Consider the following 24,791-nt stretch of genomic DNA (forward strand, 5'->3'; position numbering starts at 1 on the left):
TCTGAAAATTTTCAAAAATGAGTTGACATTGACTATACAAAGGTATAAAATTCTAAGTGTAAACGATTTCATTAAAACAATTAATCCGTTATTAGAATAAATGGAGGAAACTTATGAAAGCAGTTACTTATATCGCGCCAGGGAAACTGGAGCTTACTGATCACCCTAAACCAGAGATTCTTGCTCCAACAGATGCAGTGGTTCGCTTGTTAAAAACAACTATTTGTGGGACAGATTTACATATCTTAGGTGGAGATGTCCCTGAGACTACTGCTGGAACTATCTTGGGACATGAAGGGATTGGTATTATTGAGTCAGTAGGTTCTGCAGTTAATCAGTTCAAGGTAGGTGATAAAGTCATCATTTCATGTATTACTGCCTGCAACACCTGCTATTACTGTAAAAAAGGCGTTCCTGCCCATTGTGAAAAAGGGGGATGGATTCTAGGACATTTAATTAATGGCACACAAGCAGAATATGTTCATGTTCCTCAGGCAGATGGTAGCCTTTATCATGCTCCAAAAACGGTCGAAGACGATGCCTTAGTGATGTTATCAGATATTTTTCCAACTTCTTATGAAATAGGAGTTCAGTCAGCCAAGGTAAAACCTGGCGATACAGTTTGTATTGTTGGAGCAGGTCCTATTGGCTTGGCAGCTCTGCTAACAGCCCAATTTTATTCCCCAGCTAAGCTTATCATGGTTGACCTGTCAGAATCACGTTTAGAAGCAGCTAAGCGCTTTGGAGCGACAGACACGATTTGCTCTGGGAACCTTGAAGTTATTGCTCAGAAAGTCAATGAATTAACTGATGGGCGAGGTGTTGACGTTGCAATTGAGTGTGTAGGATATCCAGCTACCTTTGATATTTGCCAAAAAATTGTTGCTATCGGTGGACATGTTTCTAACGTCGGAGTGCATGGAAAACCAGTGACTTTAGATTTACAGGATCTATGGATAAAAAATATTACAATGTCCACTGGTCTAGTGAATGCCAATACAACAGAGATGCTGCTGAATGTTTTGAAATCAGGCAAGATTGATGCGACTAAGATGGTAACACATCACTTTAAGTTATCGGAGATTGAAAAAGCGTACGAGGTCTTTAAAAACGCTGGTCCAAATAAGGCCCTTAAAGTTATTATTGAAAATGATATCACAGGTTAGTTGTAGAAACTTAGAGAAGGATTTTGTTTGTAATAATCAAAGAAAGGTTTCAACAACTTAACTAGTTAACTTAATTTTCAGAAAACTTTCGAAAATGAGTTGACAATAATTGTGAAAAGATATACAATCTTAATTGTAAACGATTACATAAGTAACAATTAAACATTAAAATATGGAGGACTTATATGAAAGCCGTAGTTGTTAATGAAGCTAGTACAGGTGTTGAAGTTGTTGATCATGAAATGCCATCAATTGGGCACGGAGAAGCACTTGTTAAAGTCGAATATTGTGGTGTTTGCCATACAGATTTGCACGTTGCACATGGCGATTTTGGACAAGTTCCTGGGCGTATTCTAGGCCACGAAGGAATTGGTATTGTTGAAGAAATTGGTGAAGGTGTAACCTCATTACAAGTTGGTGATCGCGTCTCTATTGCTTGGTTCTTTGAAGGTTGTGGTCATTGTGAATATTGTACGACTGGTCGTGAAACTCTCTGCCGTTCTGTTAAAAATGCAGGTTACAGTGTTGATGGAGGAATGAGCGAATATGCTGTCGTAACAGCTGATTACGCTGTAAAAGTCCCTAAAGGACTTGATCCTGCCCAAGCTTCATCAATCACATGTGCGGGTGTCACTACTTATAAAGCTATCAAAGAAGCGGGTGCCGCTCCAGGTCAATGGATTGTTATTTTTGGTGCTGGGGGGCTTGGAAACCTAGCTGTTCAATACGCTAAGAAAGTCTTTAATGCTCATGTTGTCGCAGTCGATATCAACAATGATAAATTAGAATTGGCTAAAGAAGTCGGTGCTGATATTGTGGTTAATGGCAAAGAAATTGAAGACGTTCCAGGTTACATTCAGGAAAAAACTGGTGGAGCCCATGGTGTCGTTGTAACAGCTGTTTCCAAAGTTGCCTTTAACCAAGCGATTGATAGCGTCCGTGCAGGAGGAACTGTTGTAGCTGTAGGCCTTCCATCAGAATATATGGAACTCTCTATCGTAAAAACAGTTCTAGATGGTATCAAAGTGATTGGATCACTTGTAGGAACACGTAAAGACTTGGAAGAAGCCTTTGCTTTTGGTGCAGAAGGTCTGGTTGTTCCAGTTGTTGAAAAAGTTCCAGTTGATACTGCTCCAGATGTCTTTGATGAAATGGAACGTGGCTTGATTCAAGGACGCAAAGTTTTGGATTTTACTCGCTAAGAAACTAAAGTATAATAGTATTATCTAGTAATGGCTTCGTTTGCTGGAGTAATTCTTAAATTGTACCATTAGCGGCATTCTTGAGTAAGAGAGCTTCTCTCTGCTTGAGAATGCTTTTTTTATTTTTTAGAAGTTTTAAAAATTGAGAATATATTATATAATGGAAAAAATAAAGAATAGGTAGGGTAGAGCGATGCCAATGATGTACCAATCAACACGAGATCAAGAGAATAAAGTGACGGCAAGTCAAGCTATTTTGCAAGGCTTAGCTGCAGATGGAGGTTTATTTACACCTGTTAGTTTCCCCAAATTAGCATTGTCATTTAACAAGCTTAAGGATGAAAGTTATCAATCCATTGCCAAGCTTGTGTTATCCGCTTTTTTTGATGATTTTACTGAAGATGAAATTGAGTACTGTATCAGCTCAGCATATGATAATAAATTTGACACCTCTCTTATTGCACCAGTAGTTTCTCTAACAGACTCTCATCACTTGGAATTGTTTCACGGAACAACGATTGCTTTCAAAGATATGGCTCTGTCTATTTTGCCTTATCTTTTAACCACTGCAGCTAAAAAGCAAAGTGTGGAACAGAAAATTGTGATTTTAACAGCTACTTCTGGAGATACAGGTAAGGCTGCTATGGCAGGTTTTGCAGATGTTCCTGGAACAGAAATTATTGTTTTTTACCCTCACGCAGGTGTTAGTAAGATTCAAGAATTGCAAATGACAACTCAAGTTGGAGGAAATACTCAAGTTGTTGCCATTGAGGGCAATTTTGATGATGCTCAAACAGATGTGAAACGTATGTTTAATGACCCTGTCTTGGCTCAGAAATTAGCAGCTCGCGGGATGCAGCTCTCATCTGCAAACTCCATGAATATTGGTCGTCTTATTCCACAAGTAGTCTATTATATTTATGCTTATGCTCAATTGGTTAAAGCTGGTCGGATTGAAGCAGGGCAGAACATTAATATTACGGTTCCTACTGGTAATTTTGGGAATATTTTAGCTGCTTATTATGCCAAGAAAATTGGTCTACCTGTAGCAAAATTTATTTGTGCTTCTAATGAGAACAAGGTCTTAACGGATTTCTTTACCAGTGGTATTTATGATAAAAAACGGTCCTTCAAAGTCACAACAAGTCCTTCGATGGATATTTTGGTGTCATCTAATTTAGAACGTCTTGTTTTCCATTTAGTAGGGGATAATGCTGAAAAGACCAAATGTTTAATGGGTGCTCTAACAAGAAATGGATCCTACGAATTAAAAGATAGTGATGAGACTATTTTTTCTCAGTTTGTTGCTGGTTTTGCCACAGAAGCAGAAACAGCGGCTGAAATTAAACGAGTATTTGAGTTAGACGATTATGTTATGGATCCTCATACTGCAGTTGCTTCGGCAGTTTACCAAAGTTATCGTCACGAGACAAGGGATGATACCCCCACACTCATTGCCTCAACAGCCAGTCCTTATAAATTCCCGAGTGTTGTAGTAGAAGCAATTACTGGAGAACCGGTCGCCGATGACTTTGAAGCAGTGAGTCAACTTAAGCAGCTTTCTCACGTAGTACAACCAAAAGCTGTGATAGGTTTGCAAAACGCAACGGTTCGGCACCGTCTGCTTGTGAAAACGGCAGATATGCAAACAGCTGTTGAAGATTATCTTGGTCTGTAAAACGGAGCCGACAAGGCTCCTTTAATTTGGAAATTATAAATGACATGATATATAATGGAAGAAAATTGCTTTCTTTGGCTTTGCCTTCAATGGCAGAAAATATTTTACAAATGGTAATGGGGATTGTTGATAACTACCTTGTCGCTCAAATTGGCCTAGTGGCAGTTTCAGGTGTTTCCATAGCCAATAATATTATTACTATTTATCAGGCTCTTTATATTGCTCTAGGAGCTGCTATATCTAGCTTGATTGCTCGAAGTATTGGAGAGCACAATCAAAACAAACAGTTAAATGATATCGCTGATGGCCTCCGACTAACCTTAGGGGTATCTATCTTTCTTGGGCTTTTCTCAGTCCTTGGTCACCGACAGATTTTAAAAGTGTTAGGAGCTAATGGTAGCCTAACCCTAATTGGAGGTCAGTATTTAGCGATTGTTGGCGGTATGATTGTGAGTTTAGGGTTTTTGACAATTTTAGGAGCTATTGTTCGTGCTCAAGGAAAACCTCGTATCCCTATGCAAGTTAGTTTTTTAATAAATATGCTGAATGCTGTTTTCTCTGCTTTATCTATCTACGTGTGGGGCTTCGGGCTTGCTGGGGTTGCCTGGGCAACTGTTCTATCTCGTTTAGTAGGTATACTTTTGCTTTGTCGCTTCGTTCCTATAAAAAGCGTTGTGAGACGATCTACGAGGCCTATAGATAAAACAATCTTTAATCTCTCCTTTCCTACTGCCGGTGAACGTTTGATGATGAGGGCGGGAGATGTTCTGATTACGATTATTATTGTACACTTTGGAACAACCGTTTTAGCAGGAAATGCAATTGGAGAAACACTAACTCAGTTTAATTACATGCCTGGACTTGCTATGTCAACGGCTACGGTCATTCTAGTCGCTGGTCAATTAGGAAGTGGAAAAGAAGCAGATATTAGATGTACGATTAGAGCATCATTTCTTTTATCAACTCTGATGATGCTCACCATGGGAATTCTAACATATTTGCTCGGTCCTCTCTTATTGAATATGTTCACTCAAAATCCTTATGCTCGTGACTCGGCCATGATTGTTCTTCTTTTTTCACTATTAGGAGCTCCCGCAACAGCGGGGACTTTAGTTTACACAGCTGCTTGGCAGGGGATTGGAAGACCTCAACTTCCTTTTTACGCAACCACTATAGGAATGTGGTTCATTCGTATTGTTCTTGGATATCTTCTAGGAGTTGTCTGCCAAATGGGATTGATGGGAGTTTGGGTAGCTACTGTTTTAGACAATTCTGCTAGATGGCTGATTTTATCGAGACAATTTAAGAAATATCAGAAGATTGCTTTTCACTAGAAGGCAATCTTTTTTAAAAAGATGCCTAAAAAAGCTTGCATTGAATGAGTGATTCTGTTATTATATTATGGTGCTGTAAAAAAACAGCTTTAGCTATGATACGAGAGGTTGCGACACACTCGGTTGCATTGCCACGCAACAGGTGTCGGTTTTCTCGAGGAGCTAGCCTATTATCGTAAATAGACGAGAGGAGAAAAGATGGCAAACAAAAAAATCCGTATCCGTTTGAAAGCGTACGAACACCGTACACTTGACACAGCGGCAGAAAAAATCGTTGAAACTGCAACACGTACAGGTGCTACTGTAGCTGGACCAGTTCCGCTTCCAACAGAACGTAGTCTTTACACAATTATTCGTGCGACTCACAAATACAAAGATTCTCGCGAACAATTTGAAATGCGTACACACAAACGTCTTATCGACATCGTGAACCCAACTCAAAAGACTGTTGACGCTCTTATGAAATTGGATCTTCCAAGTGGTGTTAACGTAGAAATCAAACTTTAATCTGATTTCTGAGCACAAAAAACGCTCGTAAAAAACTTTTTTGAGCATGAAAAACGCTCATAAAAAACTTTTTGAAATATTATTAAGAAAAGGAAATATTTTCTCATGACAAAAGGAATCTTAGGGAAAAAAGTGGGAATGACTCAAATCTTCACTGAAACTGGTGAATTTATCCCTGTTACTGTCATTGAAGCAACTCCAAACGTTGTGCTTCAAGTTAAAACTGTTGAAACAGACGGTTATGAAGCAGTTCAAGTTGGTTTTGATGACAAACGCGAAGTATTGAGCAACAAACCTGCCAAAGGCCATGTAGCAAAAGCTAACACAGCTCCTAAGCGCTTCATTCGTGAATTCAAAAACATTGAAGGCTTAGAAGTAGGATCAGAAATTACTGTTGATACATTCGTAGCTGGAGATGTTGTTGATGTAACTGGTACTTCAAAAGGTAAAGGTTTCCAAGGTGTTATCAAACGCCATGGTCAATCACGTGGTCCCATGGCTCACGGTTCTCGTTACCACCGTCGTCCAGGTTCAATGGGACCTGTTGCGCCAAACCGTGTTTTCAAAAACAAACGTTTGGCAGGACGTATGGGTGGCAACCGTGTGACAATTCAAAACCTTGAAATTGTACAAGTTATCCCAGAAAAGAACGTTATCCTTATCAAGGGTAACGTACCAGGTGCTAAGAAATCTCTTATCACTATCAAATCAGCAGTTAAAGCTGCTAAATAATAAGAAAGGAGAAAACAGTTAAAATGGCAAACGTAAAACTATTTGACCAAACTGGTAAAGAAGTTAGCTCAGTTGAATTGAACGATGCTATCTTCGGTATCGAACCAAACGAATCAGTTGTTTTTGATGTTGTAATTAGCCAACGCGCTAGCCTTCGCCAAGGTACTCATGCGGTTAAAAACCGTTCAGCAGTATCAGGTGGTGGACGTAAACCATGGCGTCAAAAAGGAACTGGACGTGCTCGTCAAGGTTCTATCCGCTCACCACAATGGCGCGGTGGTGGTGTTGTCTTTGGACCAACTCCACGTTCATACGGATACAAACTTCCACAAAAAGTTCGTCGCCTTGCTTTGAAATCAGTTTACTCAGCAAAAGTTGCTGAAGATAAATTTGTAGCTGTAGAAGGCCTTTCATTTGCAGCTCCAAAAACTGCTGAATTTGCGAAAGTGCTTTCAGCTCTTGGCATTGATACAAAAGTGCTTGTTCTTGTTGAAGAAGGAAACGAATTTGCAGCGCTTTCTGCACGTAACCTTCCAGACGTAACAGTTGCAACTGCAGCAACTGCAAGTGTTCTTGATATCGTGAACGCAGACAAACTTCTTGTTACTAAAGAAGCAATCTCTGCAATTGAGGAGGTTCTTGCATAATGAATTTGTACGACGTAATCAAAAAACCAGTTATCACTGAGAAGTCAATGATTGCTCTTGAAGCAGGCAAATACACTTTCGAAGTTGATACTCGTGCACACAAACTTTTGATCAAACAAGCTGTTGAAGCTGCCTTTGACGGAGTTAAAGTTGCAAGTGTAAACACTGTTAACGTTAAACCAAAAGCAAAACGCGTTGGCCGTTACACAGGTTTCACTTCAAAAACTAAAAAAGCTATCATCACTCTTACAGCTGATTCTAAAGCAATCGAGTTGTTCGCAGCTGAAGCTGAATAATCTAAGGAGGAAATAACGTGGGTATTAAAGTTTATAAACCAACGACAAATGGCCGTCGTAACATGACTTCTTTGGATTTCGCGGAAATCACAACAAGCACACCAGAGAAATCATTGCTTGTTTCTCTTAAGAGCAAAGCTGGTCGTAACAACAATGGTCGCATCACAGTTCGTCACCAAGGTGGTGGACACAAACGTCATTACCGTTTGATCGACTTCAAACGTAACAAAGATGGCGTTGAAGCAGTTGTTAAAACAATCGAATACGATCCAAACCGTACTGCAAACATTGCACTCGTACACTACACTGACGGTGTTAAAACTTACATCATTGCACCTAAAGGTCTTGAAGTAGGTCAACGTATTGTTTCTGGTCCAGATGCAGACATCAAAGTTGGTAATGCACTTCCATTAGCAAATATTCCTGTCGGTACAGTTGTTCACAACATTGAGTTGAAACCTGGTAAAGGTGGAGAACTTGTTCGTGCAGCTGGTGCTTCTGCTCAAGTACTTGGTCAAGAAGGTAAATATGTTCTTGTTCGTCTTCAATCAGGCGAAGTTCGTATGATTCTTGGTACATGCCGTGCAACTATCGGTACTGTTGGTAACGAACAACAATCACTTGTTAACATTGGTAAAGCAGGACGTAGCCGTTGGAAAGGTATCCGCCCAACAGTTCGTGGTTCTGTAATGAACCCTAACGATCACCCACACGGTGGTGGTGAAGGTAAAGCACCGGTTGGACGTAAAGCGCCATCAACTCCATGGGGTAAACCAGCGCTTGGTCTTAAAACTCGTAACAAGAAAGCTAAATCAGACAAACTTATCGTTCGTCGTCGTAACGAAAAATAATTTTAGTAAGTCACTTAAAACTTGCTGAACTAGCGTTACAATAGCTTTGCTATTTATTCCGCCAACTCGGTAGAGTTTAGAGTCTGGCTCTTGAGCTCAAGCCGCTGTGGTACATTATTTAAAGGAGAAAACTACAAAATGGGACGTAGTCTTAAAAAAGGACCTTTCGTCGATGAGCATTTGATGAAAAAAGTTGAAGCTCAAGCAAACGATGAAAAGAAAAAAGTAATCAAAACTTGGTCACGTCGTTCAACGATTTTCCCAAGTTTCATCGGATATACGATCGCAGTTTATGATGGACGTAAACATGTACCTGTTTACATCCAAGAAGACATGGTAGGTCACAAGCTTGGTGAATTTGCACCAACTCGTACCTACAAAGGTCACGCAGCTGACGACAAGAAAACACGTCGTTAATAGGAGGAGGACACAATGGCAGAAATTACTTCAGCTAAAGCAATGGCTCGTACAGTGCGTGTTTCACCTCGTAAAACACGTTTAGTACTTGATCTTATCCGTGGTAAGAAAGTTGCTGACGCAATCGCAATCTTAAAATTCACTCCAAACAAAGCAGCTCGTGTTATTGAGAAAACTCTTAACTCAGCAATTGCTAATGCAGAAAACAACTTTGGTTTGGAAAAAGCTAACTTGGTAGTATCTGAAACATTCGCTAACGAAGGACCAACAATGAAACGTTTCCGTCCACGTGCGAAAGGTTCAGCTTCACCAATCAACAAACGTACAACTCACGTAACAGTAGTTGTATCAGAAAAATAAGGAGGTAAAATCGTGGGTCAAAAAGTACATCCAATTGGTATGCGTGTCGGTATCATCCGTGACTGGGATGCGAAATGGTATGCTGAAAAAGAATACGCGGATTACCTTCATGAAGATCTTGCAATCCGTAAATTCATTAACAAAGAATTGGCAGAAGCTTCAGTTTCAACAATCGAAATTGAACGCGCTATAAACAAAGTTATTGTTTCACTTCACACTGCAAAACCTGGTATGGTTATCGGTAAAGGTGGCGCAAACGTTGACGCACTTCGCGCTCAACTTAACAAATTAACTGGAAAACAAGTACACATCAATATCATCGAAATCAAACAACCTGATCTTGATGCTCACCTTGTTGGTGAAAACATTGCTCGTCAACTTGAGCAACGTGTTGCTTTCCGTCGTGCTCAAAAACAAGCTATCCAACGTACAATGCGTGCTGGAGCTAAAGGGATTAAAACTCAAGTTTCAGGTCGTTTGAACGGTGCTGATATCGCTCGTGCAGAAGGTTACTCAGAAGGAACTGTTCCTCTTCATACCCTTCGTGCGGATATCGATTACGCTTGGGAAGAAGCAGATACTACATACGGTAAACTTGGTGTTAAAGTTTGGATCTATCGTGGTGAAGTTCTTCCAGCTCGCAAAAACACTAAAGGAGGCAAATAACAAATGTTAGTACCTAAACGTGTTAAACACCGTCGTGAGTTCCGTGGGAAAATGCGTGGTGAAGCAAAAGGTGGAAAAACTGTAGATTTTGGTGAATACGGTCTTCAAGCTGCAACTAGCTCATGGATCACTAACCGTCAAATCGAAGCTGCTCGTATCGCGATGACTCGTTACATGAAACGTGGCGGTAAAGTTTGGATTAAAATTTTCCCTCACAAATCTTACACAGCGAAAGCTATCGGGGTTCGTATGGGTTCTGGTAAAGGGGCACCTGAAGGTTGGGTAGCACCAGTTAAACGTGGTAAAGTAATGTTTGAAATCGCAGGTGTTTCTGAAGAAATCGCTCGCGAAGCACTTCGTCTTGCTAGCCACAAATTACCAGTTAAATGTAAATTCGTAAAACGTGAAGCAGAATAAGGAGAAGACATGAAACTTGAAGAAATCAAAAAGTTTGTTGCTGAGCTTCGTGGCTTGTCTCAAGAAGAGCTTGCTAAAAAAGAAAACGAACTCAAGAAAGAACTTTTCGACCTTCGTTTTCAAGCTGCAGCAGGTCAACTTGATCAAACTGCTCGTTTGAACGAAGTTAAAAAACAAATTGCACGTGTTAAAACTGTGCAATCTGAAATGAAATAATAGATTGGGAAAGGAGAAATTCTAATAATGGAACGTAATCAACGTAAAACCCTTGTTGGACGCGTAGTATCTGACAAGATGGACAAAACAATCACTGTTGTAGTTGAAACAAAACGTAACCACCCAGTCTATGGTAAACGTATCAACTATTCTAAAAAATACAAAGCACATGATGAAAAGAACCTTGCTAAAGAAGGCGATATCGTTCGTATCATGGAAACTCGTCCACTATCAGCTACAAAACGTTTCCGTCTTGTAGAAGTTGTGGAAGAAGCTGTTATTATCTAATCAAACTAAAAGGAGAAAATTGAAATGATTCAACAAGAAACTCGCTTGAAAGTTGCTGATAATAGCGGTGCTCGTGAGATCTTGACTATCAAAGTTCTTGGTGGTTCAGGACGTAAATTCGCTAACATCGGTGACGTAATCGTTGCTTCTGTCAAACAAGCTACTCCTGGTGGAGCGGTTAAAAAAGGTGACGTGGTTAAAGCTGTTATCGTTCGTACAAAAACTGGTGCTCGCCGTCCAGACGGTTCATACATCAAGTTTGACGACAATGCTGCTGTAATCATCCGTGATGACAAAACTCCTCGTGGAACTCGTATCTTCGGCCCTGTTGCACGTGAATTGCGTGAAGGTGGCTACATGAAGATTGTTTCACTTGCACCAGAAGTACTTTAATTTTTAAAATTAAACAAACTAAGTCCCCTAGGCTTACCTAGGGTGCCCATCAGGGCGTAAGAAATTAATAGGAGAAACCCAGAATGTTTGTAAAAAAAGGCGACAAAGTTCGCGTAATTGCTGGTAAGGATAAAGGCACTGAAGCCGTAGTTCTTAAAGCACTTCCAAAAGTTAACAAAGTTGTTGTTGAAGGTGTTGGAATGATCAAAAAACACCAAAAACCAAATACTGAAAACCCTCAAGGTGCTATCGTTGAAAAAGAAGCTCCAATCCATGTATCTAACGTTCAAGTTTTAGATAAAAACGGTGTGGCTGGACGTGTTGGTTATAAAGTTGTTGACGGCAAAAAAGTACGTTACAACAAAAAATCAGGCGAAGTGCTTGATTAATCACGAAGGAAAGGAGAAGCATAATGGCAAATCGTTTAAAAGAAAAATATACTAACGAAGTAATTCCTGCGTTGACAGAGAAATTCAATTACACATCAGTTATGGCTGTGCCAAAAGTTGAGAAAATCGTTCTTAACATGGGTGTTGGTGATGCTGTATCAAACGCAAAAAACCTTGAGAAAGCTGCTGCTGAATTAGCGCTTATCTCTGGTCAAAAACCACTTATTACTAAAGCTAAGAAATCAATCGCTGGCTTCCGTCTTCGTGAAGGTGTTGCAATCGGTGCGAAGGTAACTCTTCGTGGCGAACGTATGTACGAGTTCCTAGACAAATTAGTTAGCGTTTCACTTCCTCGTGTTCGTGACTTCCACGGAGTTCCAACAAAATCATTTGACGGACGTGGTAACTACACTCTTGGTGTGAAAGAACAACTTATCTTCCCAGAAATCAACTTCGATGATGTTGATAAAGTGCGTGGTCTTGATATCGTAATCGTCACTACTGCAAATACTGACGAAGAATCACGTGAATTGCTTAAAGGCCTTGGAATGCCTTTTGCAAAATAATAGGGGGTAAATAAATTGGCTAAAAAATCTATGATTGCTAAGAACAAACGTCCTGCAAAACACTCTACACAAGCTTATACTCGCTGTGAAAAATGTGGACGTCCACATTCAGTTTACCGCAAGTTTAAACTTTGCCGTGTTTGCTTCCGTGAATTGGCCTACAAAGGTCAAATTCCAGGTGTTGTTAAAGCTTCTTGGTAAAAAAATGATACAAAGAGCATAGCATACAAAGTGAAAATATAGAATCTAACAAAGACTGCTTGCATTCTAGGAAGGTTTATCTTTTTCACATAGGTTGCAGCTCGTGTCCAAATAAGCTATTCAGCCTAGTTGGACAACCCGCCCGGTCGGGCACGATTAACTAGCAAGTGATTGATTCAAACTACTAGTAAGAGGAGAAAAAATAAAATGGTTATGACTGACCCAATTGCAGACTTTTTAACACGTATCCGTAACGCTAACCAAGTGAAACACGAAGTGTTAGAAGTACCTGCTTCAAACATCAAAAAAGGGATTGCTGAAATCCTTAAACGTGAAGGTTTTGTAAAAAACGTTGAAGTTATCGAAGATGACAAACAAGGTATCATCCGTGTATTCCTTAAATATGGACAAAACGGTGAGCGCGTTATCACTAACTTGAAACGTGTATCAAAACCAGGTCTTCGTGTTTATGCAAAACGTGAAGATGTTCCTAAAGTTCTTAACGGACTTGGAATCGCAATTATTTCTACATCAGAGGGTCTTTTGACGGACAAAGAAGCGCGTCAAAAGAACGTTGGTGGAGAAGTTATCGCATACGTTTGGTAATTTAAGATACTAAGAGCGTCGTGGACAAAGTGAAAATAGGAAATCTGACGTAGAGTGTTTACACTCAAGGAAGATTTATCTTTTTCACACAGGCCACAGCTCGTGTTCAATTTTGAAATATAAATTGAAGTATATCATTCTATCAACCCCCGTGAAAACTAGTCGCTTGGCGGCTTGATAATTTAACAGGAGAAAAAAATAATGTCACGTATTGGTAATAAAGTTATTACTTTGCCAGCAGGTGTCGAAATCATTAACAGTGACAACGTTGTTACTGTAAAAGGCCCTAAAGGCGAACTCACTCGTGAGTTCAACAAAAATATTGAAATCAAAGTTGAAGGAACTGAGATTACTCTTGCACGTCCTAACGACTCAAAAGAAATGAAAACAATCCATGGTACAACTCGTGCTAACTTGAATAACATGGTTGTAGGTGTTTCTGAAGGTTTCAAAAAAGATCTTGAAATGAAGGGTGTCGGTTACCGTGCTCAACTTCAAGGTACTAAACTTGTCCTTTCAGTAGGTAAATCTCACCAAGACGAAGTCGAAGCTCCAGAAGGAATTACATTTACTGTTGCTAACCCAACTTCAATCTCAGTTGAAGGAATCAACAAAGAAGTTGTTGGTCAAACAGCTGCTTACATCCGTAGCTTGCGTTCACCAGAGCCTTATAAAGGTAAAGGGATTCGTTACGTTGGTGAATACGTACGCCTTAAAGAAGGTAAAACAGGTAAATAATGTTCTTAGTCGGGTATGGGAAGTATTGCATCTTACCATGCTTGATAAGTTCAATCGACAACTTGTCAGTGAGACAAATTGATTAAAATTAAGAGGTGAAAATTGTGATTTCGAAACCAGATAAAAACAAAATCCGCCAAAAACGCCATCGTCGCGTCCGCGGTAAACTCTCTGGAACTGCAGAACGCCCACGTTTGAACGTATTCCGTTCTAATACAGGCATCTACGCTCAAGTTATTGATGACGTAGCGGGTGTAACGCTCGCAAGTGCATCAACTCTTGATAAAGACGTTTCTAAAGGAACAAAAACAGAACAAGCCGTTGTAGTCGGCAAACTTGTTGCTGAACGTGCAGTGGCTAAAGGTATTTCTGAAGTGGTGTTTGACCGCGGTGGATATCTCTATCACGGACGTGTTAAAGCCTTGGCTGATGCAGCTCGTGAAAACGGATTGAAATTCTAATAGGGAGGACACAAAATAATGGCATTTAAAGATAATGCAGTTGAACTTGAAGAACGCGTTGTTGCGATTAACCGCGTTACAAAAGTTGTTAAAGGTGGACGTCGTCTTCGCTTTGCAGCTCTTGTAGTTGTTGGTGATGGAAATGGTCGTGTTGGATTTGGTACTGGTAAAGCTCAAGAAGTTCCAGAAGCTATCCGTAAAGCAGTTGAAGCTGCTAAGAAAAACATGATCGAAGTACCAATGGTTGGTACAACAATTCCTCACGAAGTTTACACTAACTTCGGTGGAGCTAAAGTATTGTTGAAACCAGCTGTAGAAGGTTCTGGAGTTGCTGCTGGTGGCGCAGTTCGTGCCGTCATCGAATTAGCAGGTATTGCTGATATTACTTCAAAATCTCTTGGTTCAAACACTCCAATCAACATTGTTCGTGCAACTGTTGAAGGATTGAAACAACTTAAACGTGCAGAAGAAGTTGCCGCACTTCGTGGCATTTCAGTTTCTGACTTAGCATAAGAAAGGGGATCATAATGGCTCAAATTAAAATTACTTTGACTAAGTCTCCAATCGGACGTAAGCCAGAACAACGTAAAACTGTTGTTGCTCTTGGACTTGGTAAATTAAACTCTTCAGTAGTCAAAGAAGATAACGCTGCTATCCGTGGTATGGTGACAGCTATTTCTCACTTGGTTACCGTTGAAGACGTTAAATAAGTTATAACTGTGAAATCCCTGATTTCATAATTAAACACAAGCACAAAACCGACTCTTGTAGTTTGCTTTTTTGGCAACAAACAGTAGTCGGTTAGTGCGTATCTGTATTAAGTTATTTTGGATAACTTAATCACCATTAATGTATAGGCGAGTTTCTATGGGGAGTCCTTTCCCCTCATAGAGGCGCTAGCATTTTACAAAAAAGGAGAAAAAATGAAACTTCATGAATTAAAAGCTGCTGAAGGCTCACGTAAAGTACGTAACCGTGTTGGTCGCGGAACATCATCAGGTAATGGTAAAACATCTGGTCGCGGTCAAAAAGGTCAAAAAGCTCGTAGCGGTGGCGGCGTACGTTTAGGTTTTGAAGGTGGACAAACACCATTGTTCCGTCGTATTCCAAAACGTGGATTTACAAACATCAACGCTAAAGAATATGCACTTGTTAACCTTGATCAATTGAACGTTTTTGAAGATGGTACAGAAGTAACACCAGTTGTTCTTAAAGAAGCTGGAATCGTTCGTGCTGAAAAATCAGGCGTTAAAGTTCTTGGTAACGGCGAATTGACTAAAAAATTGACTGTAAAAGCAGCTAAATTCTCAAAATCTGCTGAAGCAGCGATTACTGCTAAAGGTGGTTCAATCGAAGTCATCTAATGAGGGGATACTCATTATGTTCTTAAAAATACTTAAAGACGCATTGAAGATAAAGACGGTAAGAAATAAAATTTTCTTTACTATCTTTATCATCCTTGTATTCCGAATAGGGACACACATCACTGTGCCAGGTGTAAATGCAAAAAGCTTAGAGCAACTGAGTGAACTTCCTTTCTTAAATATGTTGAATTTGGTCAGTGGGAATGCCATGAGAAATTTCTCGGTATTCTCTATGGGGGTTAGCCCTTATATCACAGCTTCGATTGTTGTTCAACTGTTACAAATGGATATTTTACCTAAGTTTGTTGAATGGGGTAAACAAGGAGAGGTGGGTCGCCGTAAATTAAATCAAGCGACACGCTATATTTCTCTTGTTTTAGCTTTTGCTCAGTCAATTGGTATCACAGCAGGGTTTAACACGCTATCAAGTGTTGCTCTTGTGAAAACACCAGATGTTAAAACTTATTTGCTTATTGGAGCATTGCTCACAACAGGTAGTGTGATTGTGACCTGGCTTGGAGAACAAATCACCGATAAAGGATTTGGTAATGGAGTGTCAATGATTATCTTTGCCGGTATCATTTCCTCAATTCCCAATGCGATTGCAACTATCCGTGAAGATTATTTTGTAAATGTTAAGGCAAGTGATTTACAGTCATCTTATCTCATTGTTGGCATTTTAATCTTAGCTGTTCTTGCTATTGTTTTCTTTACGACTTACGTTCAACAAGCAGAATACAAAATTCCAATCCAATATACAAAATTGATGCAAGGTGCGCCTACAAGTTCATACCTTCCATTAAAAGTAAATCCAGCTGGCGTTATTCCCGTTATCTTTGCCAGCTCGATTACAACTATCCCAAGTACGATTATTCCATTTGTTCAAAATGGTAGAGATATACCATGGCTAACCCGTTTACAGGAGATTTTCAATTACCAAACTCCAGTCGGAATGATGGTTTATGCTGTGTTGATTATCTTGTTCTCATTCTTCTATACCTTTGTACAAGTAAATCCTGAGAAGACAGCAGAAAATCTTCAGAAGAATTCCTCATATATCCCAAGTGTTCGACCTGGACGTGAGACAGAACAATTTATGTCATCGTTGCTTAAAAAATTAGCCACAGTGGGTGCTATTTTCCTAGCATTTATCTCTCTAGCTCCTATTGCAGCGCAACAAGCTCTCAACCTTTCTTCTAGTATTGCTCTAGGTGGGACAAGCTTGCTCATTTTGATTTCAACTGGTATCGAAGGAATGAAACAACTTGAAGGATACTTGCTCAAGAGAAAATATGTCGGATTTATGAATACAGCAGAATAGAATACAGGTTGACATTGTCAACCTTCTATTTTGTTTTTAAATGACAATAAGACTTCGTCGCAAAAACATTTCTTATTGCCATTTGAAAACAAAAAAACTAAGGAAACTTATTTCCTGTTATCATTTATTTTAAAAGAGGAGAAAAAGATGAATCTTTTAATCATGGGCTTACCAGGAGCTGGTAAAGGAACTCAAGCTGCAAAGATTGCTGAAGCCTTTGGACTTATCCATATTTCAACAGGCGATATGTTCCGTGCAGCTATGGCTAACCAAACTGAAATGGGTGTTCTCGCTAAGTCTTATATTGACAAAGGTGATTTGGTACCTGATGAAGTCACAAATGGAATCGTTAAAGAACGTCTGTCACAAGATGATGTTAACGAAAAGGGCTTCTTATTAGATGGTTACCCACGTACCATTGAACAAGCACATGCTTTGGATGCTACGTTAAAAGCATTAGGACTTACTTTGGATGGGGTTATTAATATTGATGTTGATCCTACTGCTCTTGTTGAAAGACTTAGTGGTCGTATCATTAACAAGAAAACGGGTGAAACTTTTCACAAAGTCTTTAACCCACCAGCTGGTGATTATGATGAAAATGATTTTTATCAACGTGAAGATGACAAACCTGAGACTGTTAAACGTCGTTTAGATGTTAACATTGCACAAGGTGAGCCAATTCTTAATCACTATCGTCAAGCAGGAATTGTTCACGATATTGACGGAAATAAAGACATTTCAGAAGTTTTTGTAGATATCGACGAAGTCATTAAGAGTCTAAAATAATTCAAGAAAATAGCTTGCGCAAGATATTAACTCGTGATATAATAGGCTAGTCTGACTTATAATTGTTACCTCTGTGCTCAGAGGACATCAAATCGAAATTTAGGGGGTACTTTTGCGTGGCAAAAGAAGACGTGATTGAAATTGAAGGCAAAGTAGTAGAAACGATGCCAAATGCAATGTTTACTGTTGAATTGGAAAATGGACATCAAATTCTAGCAACTGTATCAGGAAAAATCCGCAAAAATTACATTCGTATTTTAGTTGGTGATCGTGTTACTGTAGAGATGAGTCCATACGACTTGACACGTGGACGTATCACATACCGCTTTAAATAATCGAAATAATTGGAGGGATTAAAACATGAAGGTAAGACCATCGGTTAAACCAATTTGCGAATACTGCAAAGTTATTCGTCGTAACGGTCGTGTTATGGTGATTTGTCCAACAAATCCAAAACACAAACAACGTCAAGGATAAAATAGAAAGGAGAAAAAATGGCTCGTATTGCTGGAGTTGATATTCCAAATGATAAACGCGTAGTAATTTCACTTACTTATGTTTACGGAATTGGTCTTGCAACATCTAAAAAAATCTTAGCAGCTGCTGGTATTTCAGAAGATATCCGTGTTAAAGATTTGACATCAGATCAAGAAGACGCTATCCGTCGTGAAGTAGATGCAATTAAAGTTGAAGGTGACCTTCGTCGTGAAGTTAACTTGAACATCAAACGTTTGATGGAAATCGGTTCATACCGTGGAATCCGTCACCGTCGTGGACTTCCTGTCCGTGGACAAAATACTAAAAACAATGCTCGCACTCGTAAAGGTAAAGCTGTTGCGATTGCAGGTAAGAAAAAATAAAATAGGAGGTAAAAAAATTGGCTAAACCAACACGTAAACGTCGTGTGAAAAAGAACATCGAATCTGGTGTTGCACATATTCACGCTACATTTAATAACACTATTGTTATGATTACAGATGTGCATGGTAATGCTCTTGCATGGTCATCAGCTGGTGCTCTTGGTTTCAAAGGTTCTCGTAAATCTACTCCATTTGCTGCTCAAATGGCTGCAGAAGCTGCTGCAAAATCTGCACAAGAACACGGACTAAAAACTGTTGAAGTTACTGTAAAAGGTCCTGGTTCAGGTCGTGAATCAGCTATTCGTGCCCTAGCAGCTGCTGGTCTAGAAGTAACTGCAATTCGTGATGTGACTCCTGTGCCACATAATGGTGCTCGTCCTCCAAAACGTCGTCGTGTATAATCATATAACAAATAGTACACAAGTTTCGTTTCGAGGGGTGAAAAAATGATTGAGTTTGAAAAACCAATAATAACAAAAATTGATGAAAATAAAGATTACGGTAGATTTGTAATCGAACCACTTGAACGTGGCTACGGAACAACTCTAGGTAATTCTCTTCGTCGTGTACTCTTGTCTTCACTTCCAGGTGCAGCAGTAACATCAATTAAAATTGATGGAGTACTACACGAATTTGATACAATCCCAGGTGTACGTGAAGATGTCATGCAAATTATCCTTAATGTCAAAGGACTTGCTGTGAAATCATACGTCGAAGACGAAAAGATTATCGAACTTGAAGTAGAAGGACCAGCAGAAGTAACAGCTGGTGATATCCTTACTGACAGTGATATCGAACTTGTTAACCCGGATCATTATCTTTTTACAATTGCTGAAGGACATTCTCTACGTGCGACAATGACTGTTGCTAAAAAACGTGGATATGTACCAGCAGAAGGCAACAAAAAAGATGATGCACCTGTGGGTACATTGGCTGTAGATTCAATCTATACGCCAGTTAAAAAAGTTAATTATCAAGTTGAGCCTGCCCGTGTAGGTAGCAATGATGGATTTGATAAATTAACGATTGAAATCATGACAAACGGAACAATTATTCCTGAAGATGCTTTAGGTCTATCTGCTCGAGTTTTAATCGAACACTTAAACTTGTTTACTGATTTAACTGATGTTGCAAAAGCAACTGAAGTAATGAAAGAAACTGAAAAAGTGAACGATGAAAAGGTACTTGACCGCACCATCGAGGAACTTGATTTATCCGTACGCTCATATAACTGTTTGAAACGTGCAGGCATTAACACTGTCTTCGATTTAACAGAAAAATCTGAGCCTGAAATGATGAAAGTCCGTAACCTTGGACGTAAGAGTCTTGAAGAAGTTAAGGTTAAACTTGCTGATTTAGGTCTCGGACTAAAAAACGATAAATAATATAGGAGGACAAAATGGCTTACCGTAAACTAGGACGCACTAGCTCACAACGTAAAGCAATGCTTCGTGATTTGACGACAGATCTTTTGATCAATGAATCAATTGTAACGACAGAAGCACGTGCAAAAGAAATCCGTAAAACAGTTGAAAAAATGATTACTCTTGGTAAACGTGGTGATCTTCATGCTCGTCGCCAAGCAGCTGCATACGTTCGTAACGAAATCGCATCAGAAAATTATGATGAAGCTACTGATAAATACACATCAACTACAGCTCTTCAAAAACTTTTCTCAGAAATTGCACCTCGTTATGCAGAACGTAACGGTGGATACACTCGTATTCTTAAAACAGAACCACGCCGTGGAGATGCTGCTCCAATGGCAATTATCGAATTAGTTTAATTTTTATCAATTTTGTTGAGTGTTATGATGATGGAATAACCATTAGGGATATTCTTAGTCTAGCTCTGGTCTACCGCTAGGAAAAATCCTAGCGGGAACACTCATCATATTGTTAATGTGTAACGCTTGTTTACGAAATGTCTCTAATGTAGTAGAAACTTTTCGTAAGCAGGCGTTTTGTCATTTTATGAATTATTCAGGCTCTTTGTCAACTGTAGTTGGTAGCGGGTCTAAACCCTAGAGAGAACCAGATTGGCTCTCTCTTTTTGTATGTTCAAAGCGAGGAGGATTTTAGATCTAAAGTTCTTAAAATTGCGAAATCCGAAGGCTGATCGTTTGATATCCTTGATGAGTTTGTTGGTAGCCTCGAGCTTGGCGTTAGAATAGTCGAACTGGAGGGCATTTTCGATGTAAGGTTTGAGTTTGCGGAAGGTCACAAAAACCTTTTTGAAGGTCGGAGTGACAATCTCCATGTTATCCTCGATGATTTCAAAGAAAACCTCTGTTCGTTTTTCTTGAAAATGGAAGAGCAGGAGCTGGTAGAGATCGTAGTAATAACGGAGTTCGTCTGAGAATTGAAGGTCTGTCTAAAGGTCTTGGAATAAAAACGATTATTAGACAGTTTTCGGCTGTCTTTCTAAATGATAGTTTAGTCGCTTTTCATTATAGGTCATATGGGACTTTTTGTCTGCACTCAAAAAGCCCTATAACCTCTGTGTCGGATTTACCAACTACAGATATTATAGAGTCGTTATTCAACAGCACAATTAAAATTTACCTAAAAGCGTCTTTAACATCCTGTGAGACCATTTAAGAGGCTTCTAAAACAATTAGAATAGAAAGCCCCTAAAAAGAACTTCTACGGCCAAATAAGTGCATCAATTAGCTCCTTGTATAAATCACAATCAAAAAACTTTTAAGAAAGTTTGGCTCAGCACTTGTAATAATAAAAATATATTAGTAGTTTCGGTTCAGCTAAGGGCGATACTTGATGCAAATATTTCTTATAATGAGAGAATTAAGCCTATTTTTTATCTTAAAAGTCGTTGATTTTAAGCTGTTTTCAATAAAAATGTAAAAAAACGACATAAAACTGCGAAAAAGCTGTTGACATCAAGGGGTTAAATATCGTATACTAATAAAGCTGTCAGCTGATCAGGCGTTGGCGACTGAAATTATTCGGAAAAAAGAGTAAAAAAGCTGTTGACAAAGTTAGTAAAAGTTGATAGAATAAAATAGTTGTCTCGAAAGAGGACAAGACCTTTGAGAACTGAATAAGACGAACCAAATGTGAGGGTGATATGGAGACATATTACCCGTCAAAGAAACGAGAAATAAATCTGTCAGCGACAGAAAGAACGAGTAAGTTCAAACACATCTTAATGAGAGTTTGATCCTGGCTCAGGACGAACGCTGGCGGCGTGCCTAATACATGCAAGTAGAACGCTGAGGACTGGTGCTTGCACCGGTTCAAGGAGTTGCGAACGGGTGAGTAACGCGTAGGTAACCTACCTCATAGCGGGGGATAACTATTGGAAACGATAGCTAATACCGCATGACAATGGAGGACCCATGTCTTTCATTTAAAAGGTGCAACTGCATCACTATGAGATGGACCTGCGTTGTATTAGCTAGTTGGTGAGGTGACGGCTCACCAAGGCGACGATACATAGCCGACCTGAGAGGGTGAACGGCCACACTGGGACTGAGACACGGCCCAGACTCCTACGGGAGGCAGCAGTAGGGAATCTTCGGCAATGGACGGAAGTCTGACCGAGCAACGCCGCGTGAGTGAAGAAGGTTTTCGGATCGTAAAGCTCTGTTGTTAGAGAAGAATGATGGTGGGAGTGGAAAATCCACCATGTGACGGTAACTAACCAGAAAGGGACGGCTAACTACGTGCCAGCAGCCGCGGTAATACGTAGGTCCCGAGCGTTGTCCGGATTTATTGGGCGTAAAGCGAGCGCAGGCGGTTCTTTAAGTCTGAAGTTAAAGGCAGTGGCTCAACCACTGTACGCTTTGGAAACTGGAGAACTTGAGTGCAGAAGGGGAGAGTGGAATTCCATGTGTAGCGGTGAAATGCGTAGATATATGGAGGAACACCGGTGGCGAAAGCGGCTCTCTGGTCTGTAACTGACGCTGAGGCTCGAAAGCGTGGGGAGCAAACAGGATTAGATACCCTGGTAGTCCACGCCGTAAACGATGAGTGCTAGGTGTTAGGCCCTTTCCGGGGCTTAGTGCCGGAGCTAACGCATTAAGCACTCCGCCTGGGGAGTACGACCGCAAGGTTGAAACTCAAAGGAATTGACGGGGGCCCGCACAAGCGGTGGAGCATGTGGTTTAATTCGAAGCAACGCGAAGAACCTTACCAGGTCTTGACATCCTCCTGACCGGTCTAGAGATAGACTTTCCCTTCGGGGCAGGAGTGACAGGTGGTGCATGGTTGTCGTCAGCTCGTGTCGTGAGATGTTGGGTTAAGTCCCGCAACGAGCGCAACCCCTATTGTTAGTTGCCATCATTAAGTTGGGCACTCTAGCGAGACTGCCGGTAATAAACCGGAGGAAGGTGGGGATGACGTCAAATCATCATGCCCCTTATGACCTGGGCTACACACGTGCTACAATGGTTGGTACAACGAGTCGCAAGCCGGTGACGGCAAGCTAATCTCTTAAAGCCAATCTCAGTTCGGATTGTAGGCTGCAACTCGCCTACATGAAGTCGGAATCGCTAGTAATCGCGGATCAGCACGCCGCGGTGAATACGTTCCCGGGCCTTGTACACACCGCCCGTCACACCACGAGAGTTTGTAACACCCGAAGTCGGTGAGGTAACCTATTAGGAGCCAGCCGCCTAAGGTGGGATAGATGATTGGGGTGAAGTCGTAACAAGGTAGCCGTATCGGAAGGTGCGGCTGGATCACCTCCTTTCTAAGGAAATGGAACACGTTAGGGTCGTCTTATTTAGTTTTGAGAGGTCTTGTGGGGCCTTAGCTCAGCTGGGAGAGCGCCTGCTTTGCACGCAGGAGGTCAGCGGTTCGATCCCGCTAGGCTCCATTAGGATAGAGATATCCTAAAAACTGTCCATTGAAAATTGAATATCTATATCAAATTCCACGATCAAGAAATTGATTGTACGAATAGTAACAAGAAAATAAACCGAAAACGCTGTGAATAATCAAGAGTTTTTCTAGTTAAGATATACTAGTAAAAGATAAGGTTAAGTTAATAAGGGCGCACGGTGGATGCCTTGGCACTAGAAGCCGAAGAAGGACGTGACTAACGACGAAATGCTTTGGGGAGCTGTAAGTAAGCGCTGATCCAGAGATGTCCGAATGGGGGAACCCACTAGCTACTGGCTAGTATCCATAACTGTTAAGGTTATGAGAAGGAAGACGCAGTGAACTGAAACATCTAAGTAGCTGCAGGAAGAGAAAGCAAACGCGATTGCCTTAGTAGCGGCGAGCGAAACGGCAGGAGGGCAAACCGAGAAGTTTACTTCTCGGGGTTGTAGGACTGCGACATGGGACTTTAAAAGGATAGAAGAATTACCTGGGAAGGTAAGCCAAAGAGAGTAATAGCCTCGTATTTAAAATTCTTTTGAGCCCTAGCAGTATCCTGAGTACGGCGAGACACGCGAAATCTCGTCGGAATCTGGGAGGACCATCTCCCAACCCTAAATACTCTCTAGTGACCGATAGTGAACCAGTACCGTGAGGGAAAGGTGAAAAGCACCCCGGGAGGGGAGTGAAATAGAACCTGAAACCGTGTGCCTACAACAAGTTCGAGCCCGTTAATGGGTGAGAGCGTGCCTTTTGTAGAATGAACCGGCGAGTTACGATATGATGCGAGGTTAAGTTGAAGAGACGGAGCCGCAGGGAAACCGAGTCTTAATAGGGCGTTTTAGTATCATGTTGTAGACCCGAAACCATGTGACCTACCCATGAGCAGGTTGAAGGTGCGGTAAGACGCACTGGAGGACCGAACCAGGGCACGTTGAAAAGTGCTTGGATGACTTGTGGGTAGCGGAGAAATTCCAAACGAACTTGGAGATAGCTGGTTCTCTCCGAAATAGCTTTAGGGCTAGCGTCGATGTTAAGTCTCTTGGAGGTAGAGCACTGTTTGGGTGAGGGGTCCATCTCGGATTACCAATCTCAGATAAACTCCGAATGCCAACGAGATATAATCGGCAGTCAGACTGCGAGTGCTAAGATCCGTAGTCGAAAGGGAAACAGCCCAGACCACCAGCTAAGGTCCCAAAATATATGTTAAGTGGAAAAGGATGTGGGGTTGCACAGACAACTAGGATGTTAGCTTAGAAGCAGCTATTCATTCAAAGAGTGCGTAATAGCTCACTAGTCGAGTGACCCTGCGCCGAAAATGTACCGGGGCTAAAACATATTACCGAAGCTGTGGATGACACATTAGTGTCATGGTAGGAGAGCGTTCTATGTGTGAAGAAGGTGTACCGTGAGGAGCGCTGGAACGCATAGAAGTGAGAATGCCGGTATGAGTAGCGAAAGACAGGTGAGAATCCTGTCCAC

Annotated in this window: 33 protein-coding genes, 1 tRNA gene, 2 rRNA genes and 1 pseudogene (1 of these 37 cut by a window edge); 36 read left to right on the forward strand and 1 reads right to left on the reverse strand. The window is 40.7% G+C overall.

The annotated features are described in order from the left end of the window. Positions 1-113 precede the first annotated feature (113 nt). The 33 genes from DYD17_RS00460 to rplQ all read left to right on the forward strand — a co-directional run bounded on the left by DYD17_RS00460 (position 114) and on the right by rplQ (position 20,251). A complete protein-coding gene (locus DYD17_RS00460) occupies positions 114-1,166 on the forward strand; it encodes a zinc-dependent alcohol dehydrogenase family protein (RefSeq protein ID WP_003049094.1) in 1,053 nt (350 codons plus the stop codon). Between the two features lie 185 nt (positions 1,167-1,351). Next, entirely contained in the window at positions 1,352-2,368 is a 1,017-nt protein-coding gene (gene adhP / locus DYD17_RS00465; protein WP_003049096.1) for an alcohol dehydrogenase AdhP, read from the forward strand. 193 nt (positions 2,369-2,561) lie between these two features. Beyond that, positions 2,562-4,046 carry a threonine synthase gene (thrC, locus tag DYD17_RS00470; protein WP_003049098.1) on the forward strand — a complete coding sequence of 495 codons (1,485 nt, stop codon included), beginning with the start codon at positions 2,562-2,564 and terminating at the stop codon, positions 4,044-4,046. A gap of 44 nt (positions 4,047-4,090) precedes the next feature. Continuing rightward, on the forward strand, positions 4,091-5,380 hold the full coding sequence (locus tag DYD17_RS00475; protein WP_115252496.1) for an MATE family efflux transporter: 1,290 nt from the start codon (positions 4,091-4,093) through the stop codon (positions 5,378-5,380). 198 nt (positions 5,381-5,578) lie between these two features. After that, positions 5,579-5,887: a 30S ribosomal protein S10 gene (rpsJ, locus tag DYD17_RS00480; protein WP_003046044.1), complete on the forward strand. Its 309-nt coding sequence runs from the start codon at positions 5,579-5,581 to the stop codon at positions 5,885-5,887. Between the two features lie 105 nt (positions 5,888-5,992). Further along, complete coding sequence (gene rplC, locus DYD17_RS00485) at positions 5,993-6,619, forward strand: 50S ribosomal protein L3 (RefSeq protein ID WP_003049101.1); 627 nt, start codon at positions 5,993-5,995, stop codon at positions 6,617-6,619. Positions 6,620-6,642: 23 nt separating this feature from the next. Further along, the gene (gene rplD / locus DYD17_RS00490) at positions 6,643-7,266 is read left to right on the forward strand and encodes a 50S ribosomal protein L4 (protein ID WP_115276305.1); all 624 of its coding nucleotides are present in this window, start codon (positions 6,643-6,645) and stop codon (positions 7,264-7,266) included. Beyond that, positions 7,266-7,562, forward strand: a complete 297-nt coding sequence (locus DYD17_RS00495; protein ID WP_002986656.1) for a 50S ribosomal protein L23 — start codon at positions 7,266-7,268, stop codon at positions 7,560-7,562. The genes rplD and DYD17_RS00495 overlap by 1 nt, the downstream gene beginning before the upstream one ends. 17 nt (positions 7,563-7,579) lie before the next feature. Next, positions 7,580-8,413 carry a 50S ribosomal protein L2 gene (rplB, locus tag DYD17_RS00500; protein ID WP_003049108.1) on the forward strand — a complete coding sequence of 278 codons (834 nt, stop codon included), beginning with the start codon at positions 7,580-7,582 and terminating at the stop codon, positions 8,411-8,413. A 138-nt stretch (positions 8,414-8,551) separates the two neighbouring features. Further along, the gene (gene rpsS / locus DYD17_RS00505) at positions 8,552-8,830 is read left to right on the forward strand and encodes a 30S ribosomal protein S19 (RefSeq protein ID WP_000533765.1); all 279 of its coding nucleotides are present in this window, start codon (positions 8,552-8,554) and stop codon (positions 8,828-8,830) included. Between the two features lie 15 nt (positions 8,831-8,845). After that, positions 8,846-9,190, forward strand: a complete 345-nt coding sequence (rplV, locus tag DYD17_RS00510; protein ID WP_002986651.1) for a 50S ribosomal protein L22 — start codon at positions 8,846-8,848, stop codon at positions 9,188-9,190. Between the two features lie 12 nt (positions 9,191-9,202). After that, on the forward strand, positions 9,203-9,856 hold the full coding sequence (rpsC, locus tag DYD17_RS00515) for a 30S ribosomal protein S3 (RefSeq protein ID WP_003049111.1): 654 nt from the start codon (positions 9,203-9,205) through the stop codon (positions 9,854-9,856). A 3-nt stretch (positions 9,857-9,859) separates the two neighbouring features. After that, a complete protein-coding gene (gene rplP / locus DYD17_RS00520; RefSeq protein WP_003049114.1) occupies positions 9,860-10,273 on the forward strand; it encodes a 50S ribosomal protein L16 in 414 nt (137 codons plus the stop codon). Positions 10,274-10,282: 9 nt separating this feature from the next. Then, positions 10,283-10,489: a 50S ribosomal protein L29 gene (gene rpmC / locus DYD17_RS00525; protein ID WP_003046054.1), complete on the forward strand. Its 207-nt coding sequence runs from the start codon at positions 10,283-10,285 to the stop codon at positions 10,487-10,489. Between the two features lie 27 nt (positions 10,490-10,516). Continuing rightward, positions 10,517-10,777, forward strand: a complete 261-nt coding sequence (gene rpsQ, locus DYD17_RS00530) for a 30S ribosomal protein S17 (RefSeq protein WP_003049116.1) — start codon at positions 10,517-10,519, stop codon at positions 10,775-10,777. 24 nt (positions 10,778-10,801) lie between these two features. Beyond that, on the forward strand, positions 10,802-11,170 hold the full coding sequence (gene rplN / locus DYD17_RS00535) for a 50S ribosomal protein L14 (protein ID WP_000615920.1): 369 nt from the start codon (positions 10,802-10,804) through the stop codon (positions 11,168-11,170). Between the two features lie 83 nt (positions 11,171-11,253). Further along, a complete protein-coding gene (rplX, locus tag DYD17_RS00540) occupies positions 11,254-11,559 on the forward strand; it encodes a 50S ribosomal protein L24 (RefSeq protein ID WP_003046059.1) in 306 nt (101 codons plus the stop codon). 23 nt (positions 11,560-11,582) lie between these two features. Next, on the forward strand, positions 11,583-12,125 hold the full coding sequence (gene rplE, locus DYD17_RS00545; RefSeq protein WP_003046060.1) for a 50S ribosomal protein L5: 543 nt from the start codon (positions 11,583-11,585) through the stop codon (positions 12,123-12,125). Positions 12,126-12,140: 15 nt separating this feature from the next. After that, complete coding sequence (locus tag DYD17_RS00550) at positions 12,141-12,326, forward strand: type Z 30S ribosomal protein S14 (RefSeq protein ID WP_002987746.1); 186 nt, start codon at positions 12,141-12,143, stop codon at positions 12,324-12,326. A 207-nt stretch (positions 12,327-12,533) separates the two neighbouring features. Beyond that, positions 12,534-12,932 carry a 30S ribosomal protein S8 gene (gene rpsH / locus DYD17_RS00555; RefSeq protein WP_003049119.1) on the forward strand — a complete coding sequence of 133 codons (399 nt, stop codon included), beginning with the start codon at positions 12,534-12,536 and terminating at the stop codon, positions 12,930-12,932. Between the two features lie 201 nt (positions 12,933-13,133). After that, positions 13,134-13,670: a 50S ribosomal protein L6 gene (rplF, locus tag DYD17_RS00560; protein WP_115252498.1), complete on the forward strand. Its 537-nt coding sequence runs from the start codon at positions 13,134-13,136 to the stop codon at positions 13,668-13,670. A gap of 104 nt (positions 13,671-13,774) precedes the next feature. Beyond that, complete coding sequence (gene rplR, locus DYD17_RS00565; RefSeq protein ID WP_003046068.1) at positions 13,775-14,131, forward strand: 50S ribosomal protein L18; 357 nt, start codon at positions 13,775-13,777, stop codon at positions 14,129-14,131. Between the two features lie 18 nt (positions 14,132-14,149). Beyond that, the gene (rpsE, locus tag DYD17_RS00570) at positions 14,150-14,644 is read left to right on the forward strand and encodes a 30S ribosomal protein S5 (RefSeq protein WP_003046070.1); all 495 of its coding nucleotides are present in this window, start codon (positions 14,150-14,152) and stop codon (positions 14,642-14,644) included. A gap of 14 nt (positions 14,645-14,658) precedes the next feature. After that, positions 14,659-14,841: a 50S ribosomal protein L30 gene (gene rpmD, locus DYD17_RS00575; protein ID WP_002986624.1), complete on the forward strand. Its 183-nt coding sequence runs from the start codon at positions 14,659-14,661 to the stop codon at positions 14,839-14,841. 213 nt (positions 14,842-15,054) lie between these two features. Beyond that, a complete protein-coding gene (gene rplO / locus DYD17_RS00580; protein WP_003049124.1) occupies positions 15,055-15,495 on the forward strand; it encodes a 50S ribosomal protein L15 in 441 nt (146 codons plus the stop codon). A 16-nt stretch (positions 15,496-15,511) separates the two neighbouring features. Continuing rightward, complete coding sequence (gene secY / locus DYD17_RS00585; protein ID WP_003049126.1) at positions 15,512-16,816, forward strand: preprotein translocase subunit SecY; 1,305 nt, start codon at positions 15,512-15,514, stop codon at positions 16,814-16,816. Between the two features lie 147 nt (positions 16,817-16,963). After that, positions 16,964-17,605, forward strand: coding sequence for an adenylate kinase (locus tag DYD17_RS00590; protein ID WP_003049128.1), 642 nt, complete (start codon positions 16,964-16,966; stop codon positions 17,603-17,605). 116 nt (positions 17,606-17,721) lie between these two features. Then, the gene (gene infA / locus DYD17_RS00595) at positions 17,722-17,940 is read left to right on the forward strand and encodes a translation initiation factor IF-1 (RefSeq protein ID WP_001040189.1); all 219 of its coding nucleotides are present in this window, start codon (positions 17,722-17,724) and stop codon (positions 17,938-17,940) included. Between the two features lie 25 nt (positions 17,941-17,965). After that, positions 17,966-18,082: a 50S ribosomal protein L36 gene (gene rpmJ / locus DYD17_RS00600; protein WP_000868345.1), complete on the forward strand. Its 117-nt coding sequence runs from the start codon at positions 17,966-17,968 to the stop codon at positions 18,080-18,082. Between the two features lie 17 nt (positions 18,083-18,099). Beyond that, positions 18,100-18,465, forward strand: coding sequence for a 30S ribosomal protein S13 (rpsM, locus tag DYD17_RS00605; protein WP_003046081.1), 366 nt, complete (start codon positions 18,100-18,102; stop codon positions 18,463-18,465). 17 nt (positions 18,466-18,482) lie between these two features. Continuing rightward, entirely contained in the window at positions 18,483-18,866 is a 384-nt protein-coding gene (rpsK, locus tag DYD17_RS00610; protein WP_001118387.1) for a 30S ribosomal protein S11, read from the forward strand. A 45-nt stretch (positions 18,867-18,911) separates the two neighbouring features. Further along, on the forward strand, positions 18,912-19,850 hold the full coding sequence (locus DYD17_RS00615; protein WP_003049133.1) for a DNA-directed RNA polymerase subunit alpha: 939 nt from the start codon (positions 18,912-18,914) through the stop codon (positions 19,848-19,850). A 14-nt stretch (positions 19,851-19,864) separates the two neighbouring features. Beyond that, on the forward strand, positions 19,865-20,251 hold the full coding sequence (gene rplQ, locus DYD17_RS00620; RefSeq protein ID WP_002986602.1) for a 50S ribosomal protein L17: 387 nt from the start codon (positions 19,865-19,867) through the stop codon (positions 20,249-20,251). Between the two features lie 230 nt (positions 20,252-20,481). On the opposite strand, the pseudogene DYD17_RS00625 reads toward rplQ, so the two are convergent. After that, positions 20,482-20,888 (reverse strand): annotated as a pseudogene (locus DYD17_RS00625) (transposase); the annotation flags it as partial. A 741-nt stretch (positions 20,889-21,629) separates the two neighbouring features. Between DYD17_RS00625 and DYD17_RS00630 the strand changes: the two are divergent. The 3 genes from DYD17_RS00630 to DYD17_RS00640 all read left to right on the forward strand — a co-directional run. After that, positions 21,630-23,178: ribosomal RNA gene (locus DYD17_RS00630) — 16S ribosomal RNA — on the forward strand. A gap of 53 nt (positions 23,179-23,231) precedes the next feature. Beyond that, positions 23,232-23,304: transfer RNA gene (locus DYD17_RS00635), tRNA-Ala, on the forward strand. 161 nt (positions 23,305-23,465) lie between these two features. Next, positions 23,466-24,791 (forward strand): 23S ribosomal RNA (locus DYD17_RS00640) (it continues 1,577 nt past the right edge of the window). Together the 16S and 23S rRNA genes with 1 tRNA gene alongside form the textbook arrangement of a ribosomal RNA operon.

The sequence above is a fragment of the Streptococcus dysgalactiae subsp. dysgalactiae genome (assembly GCF_900459225.1).
Classification (GTDB): domain Bacteria; phylum Bacillota; class Bacilli; order Lactobacillales; family Streptococcaceae; genus Streptococcus; species Streptococcus dysgalactiae.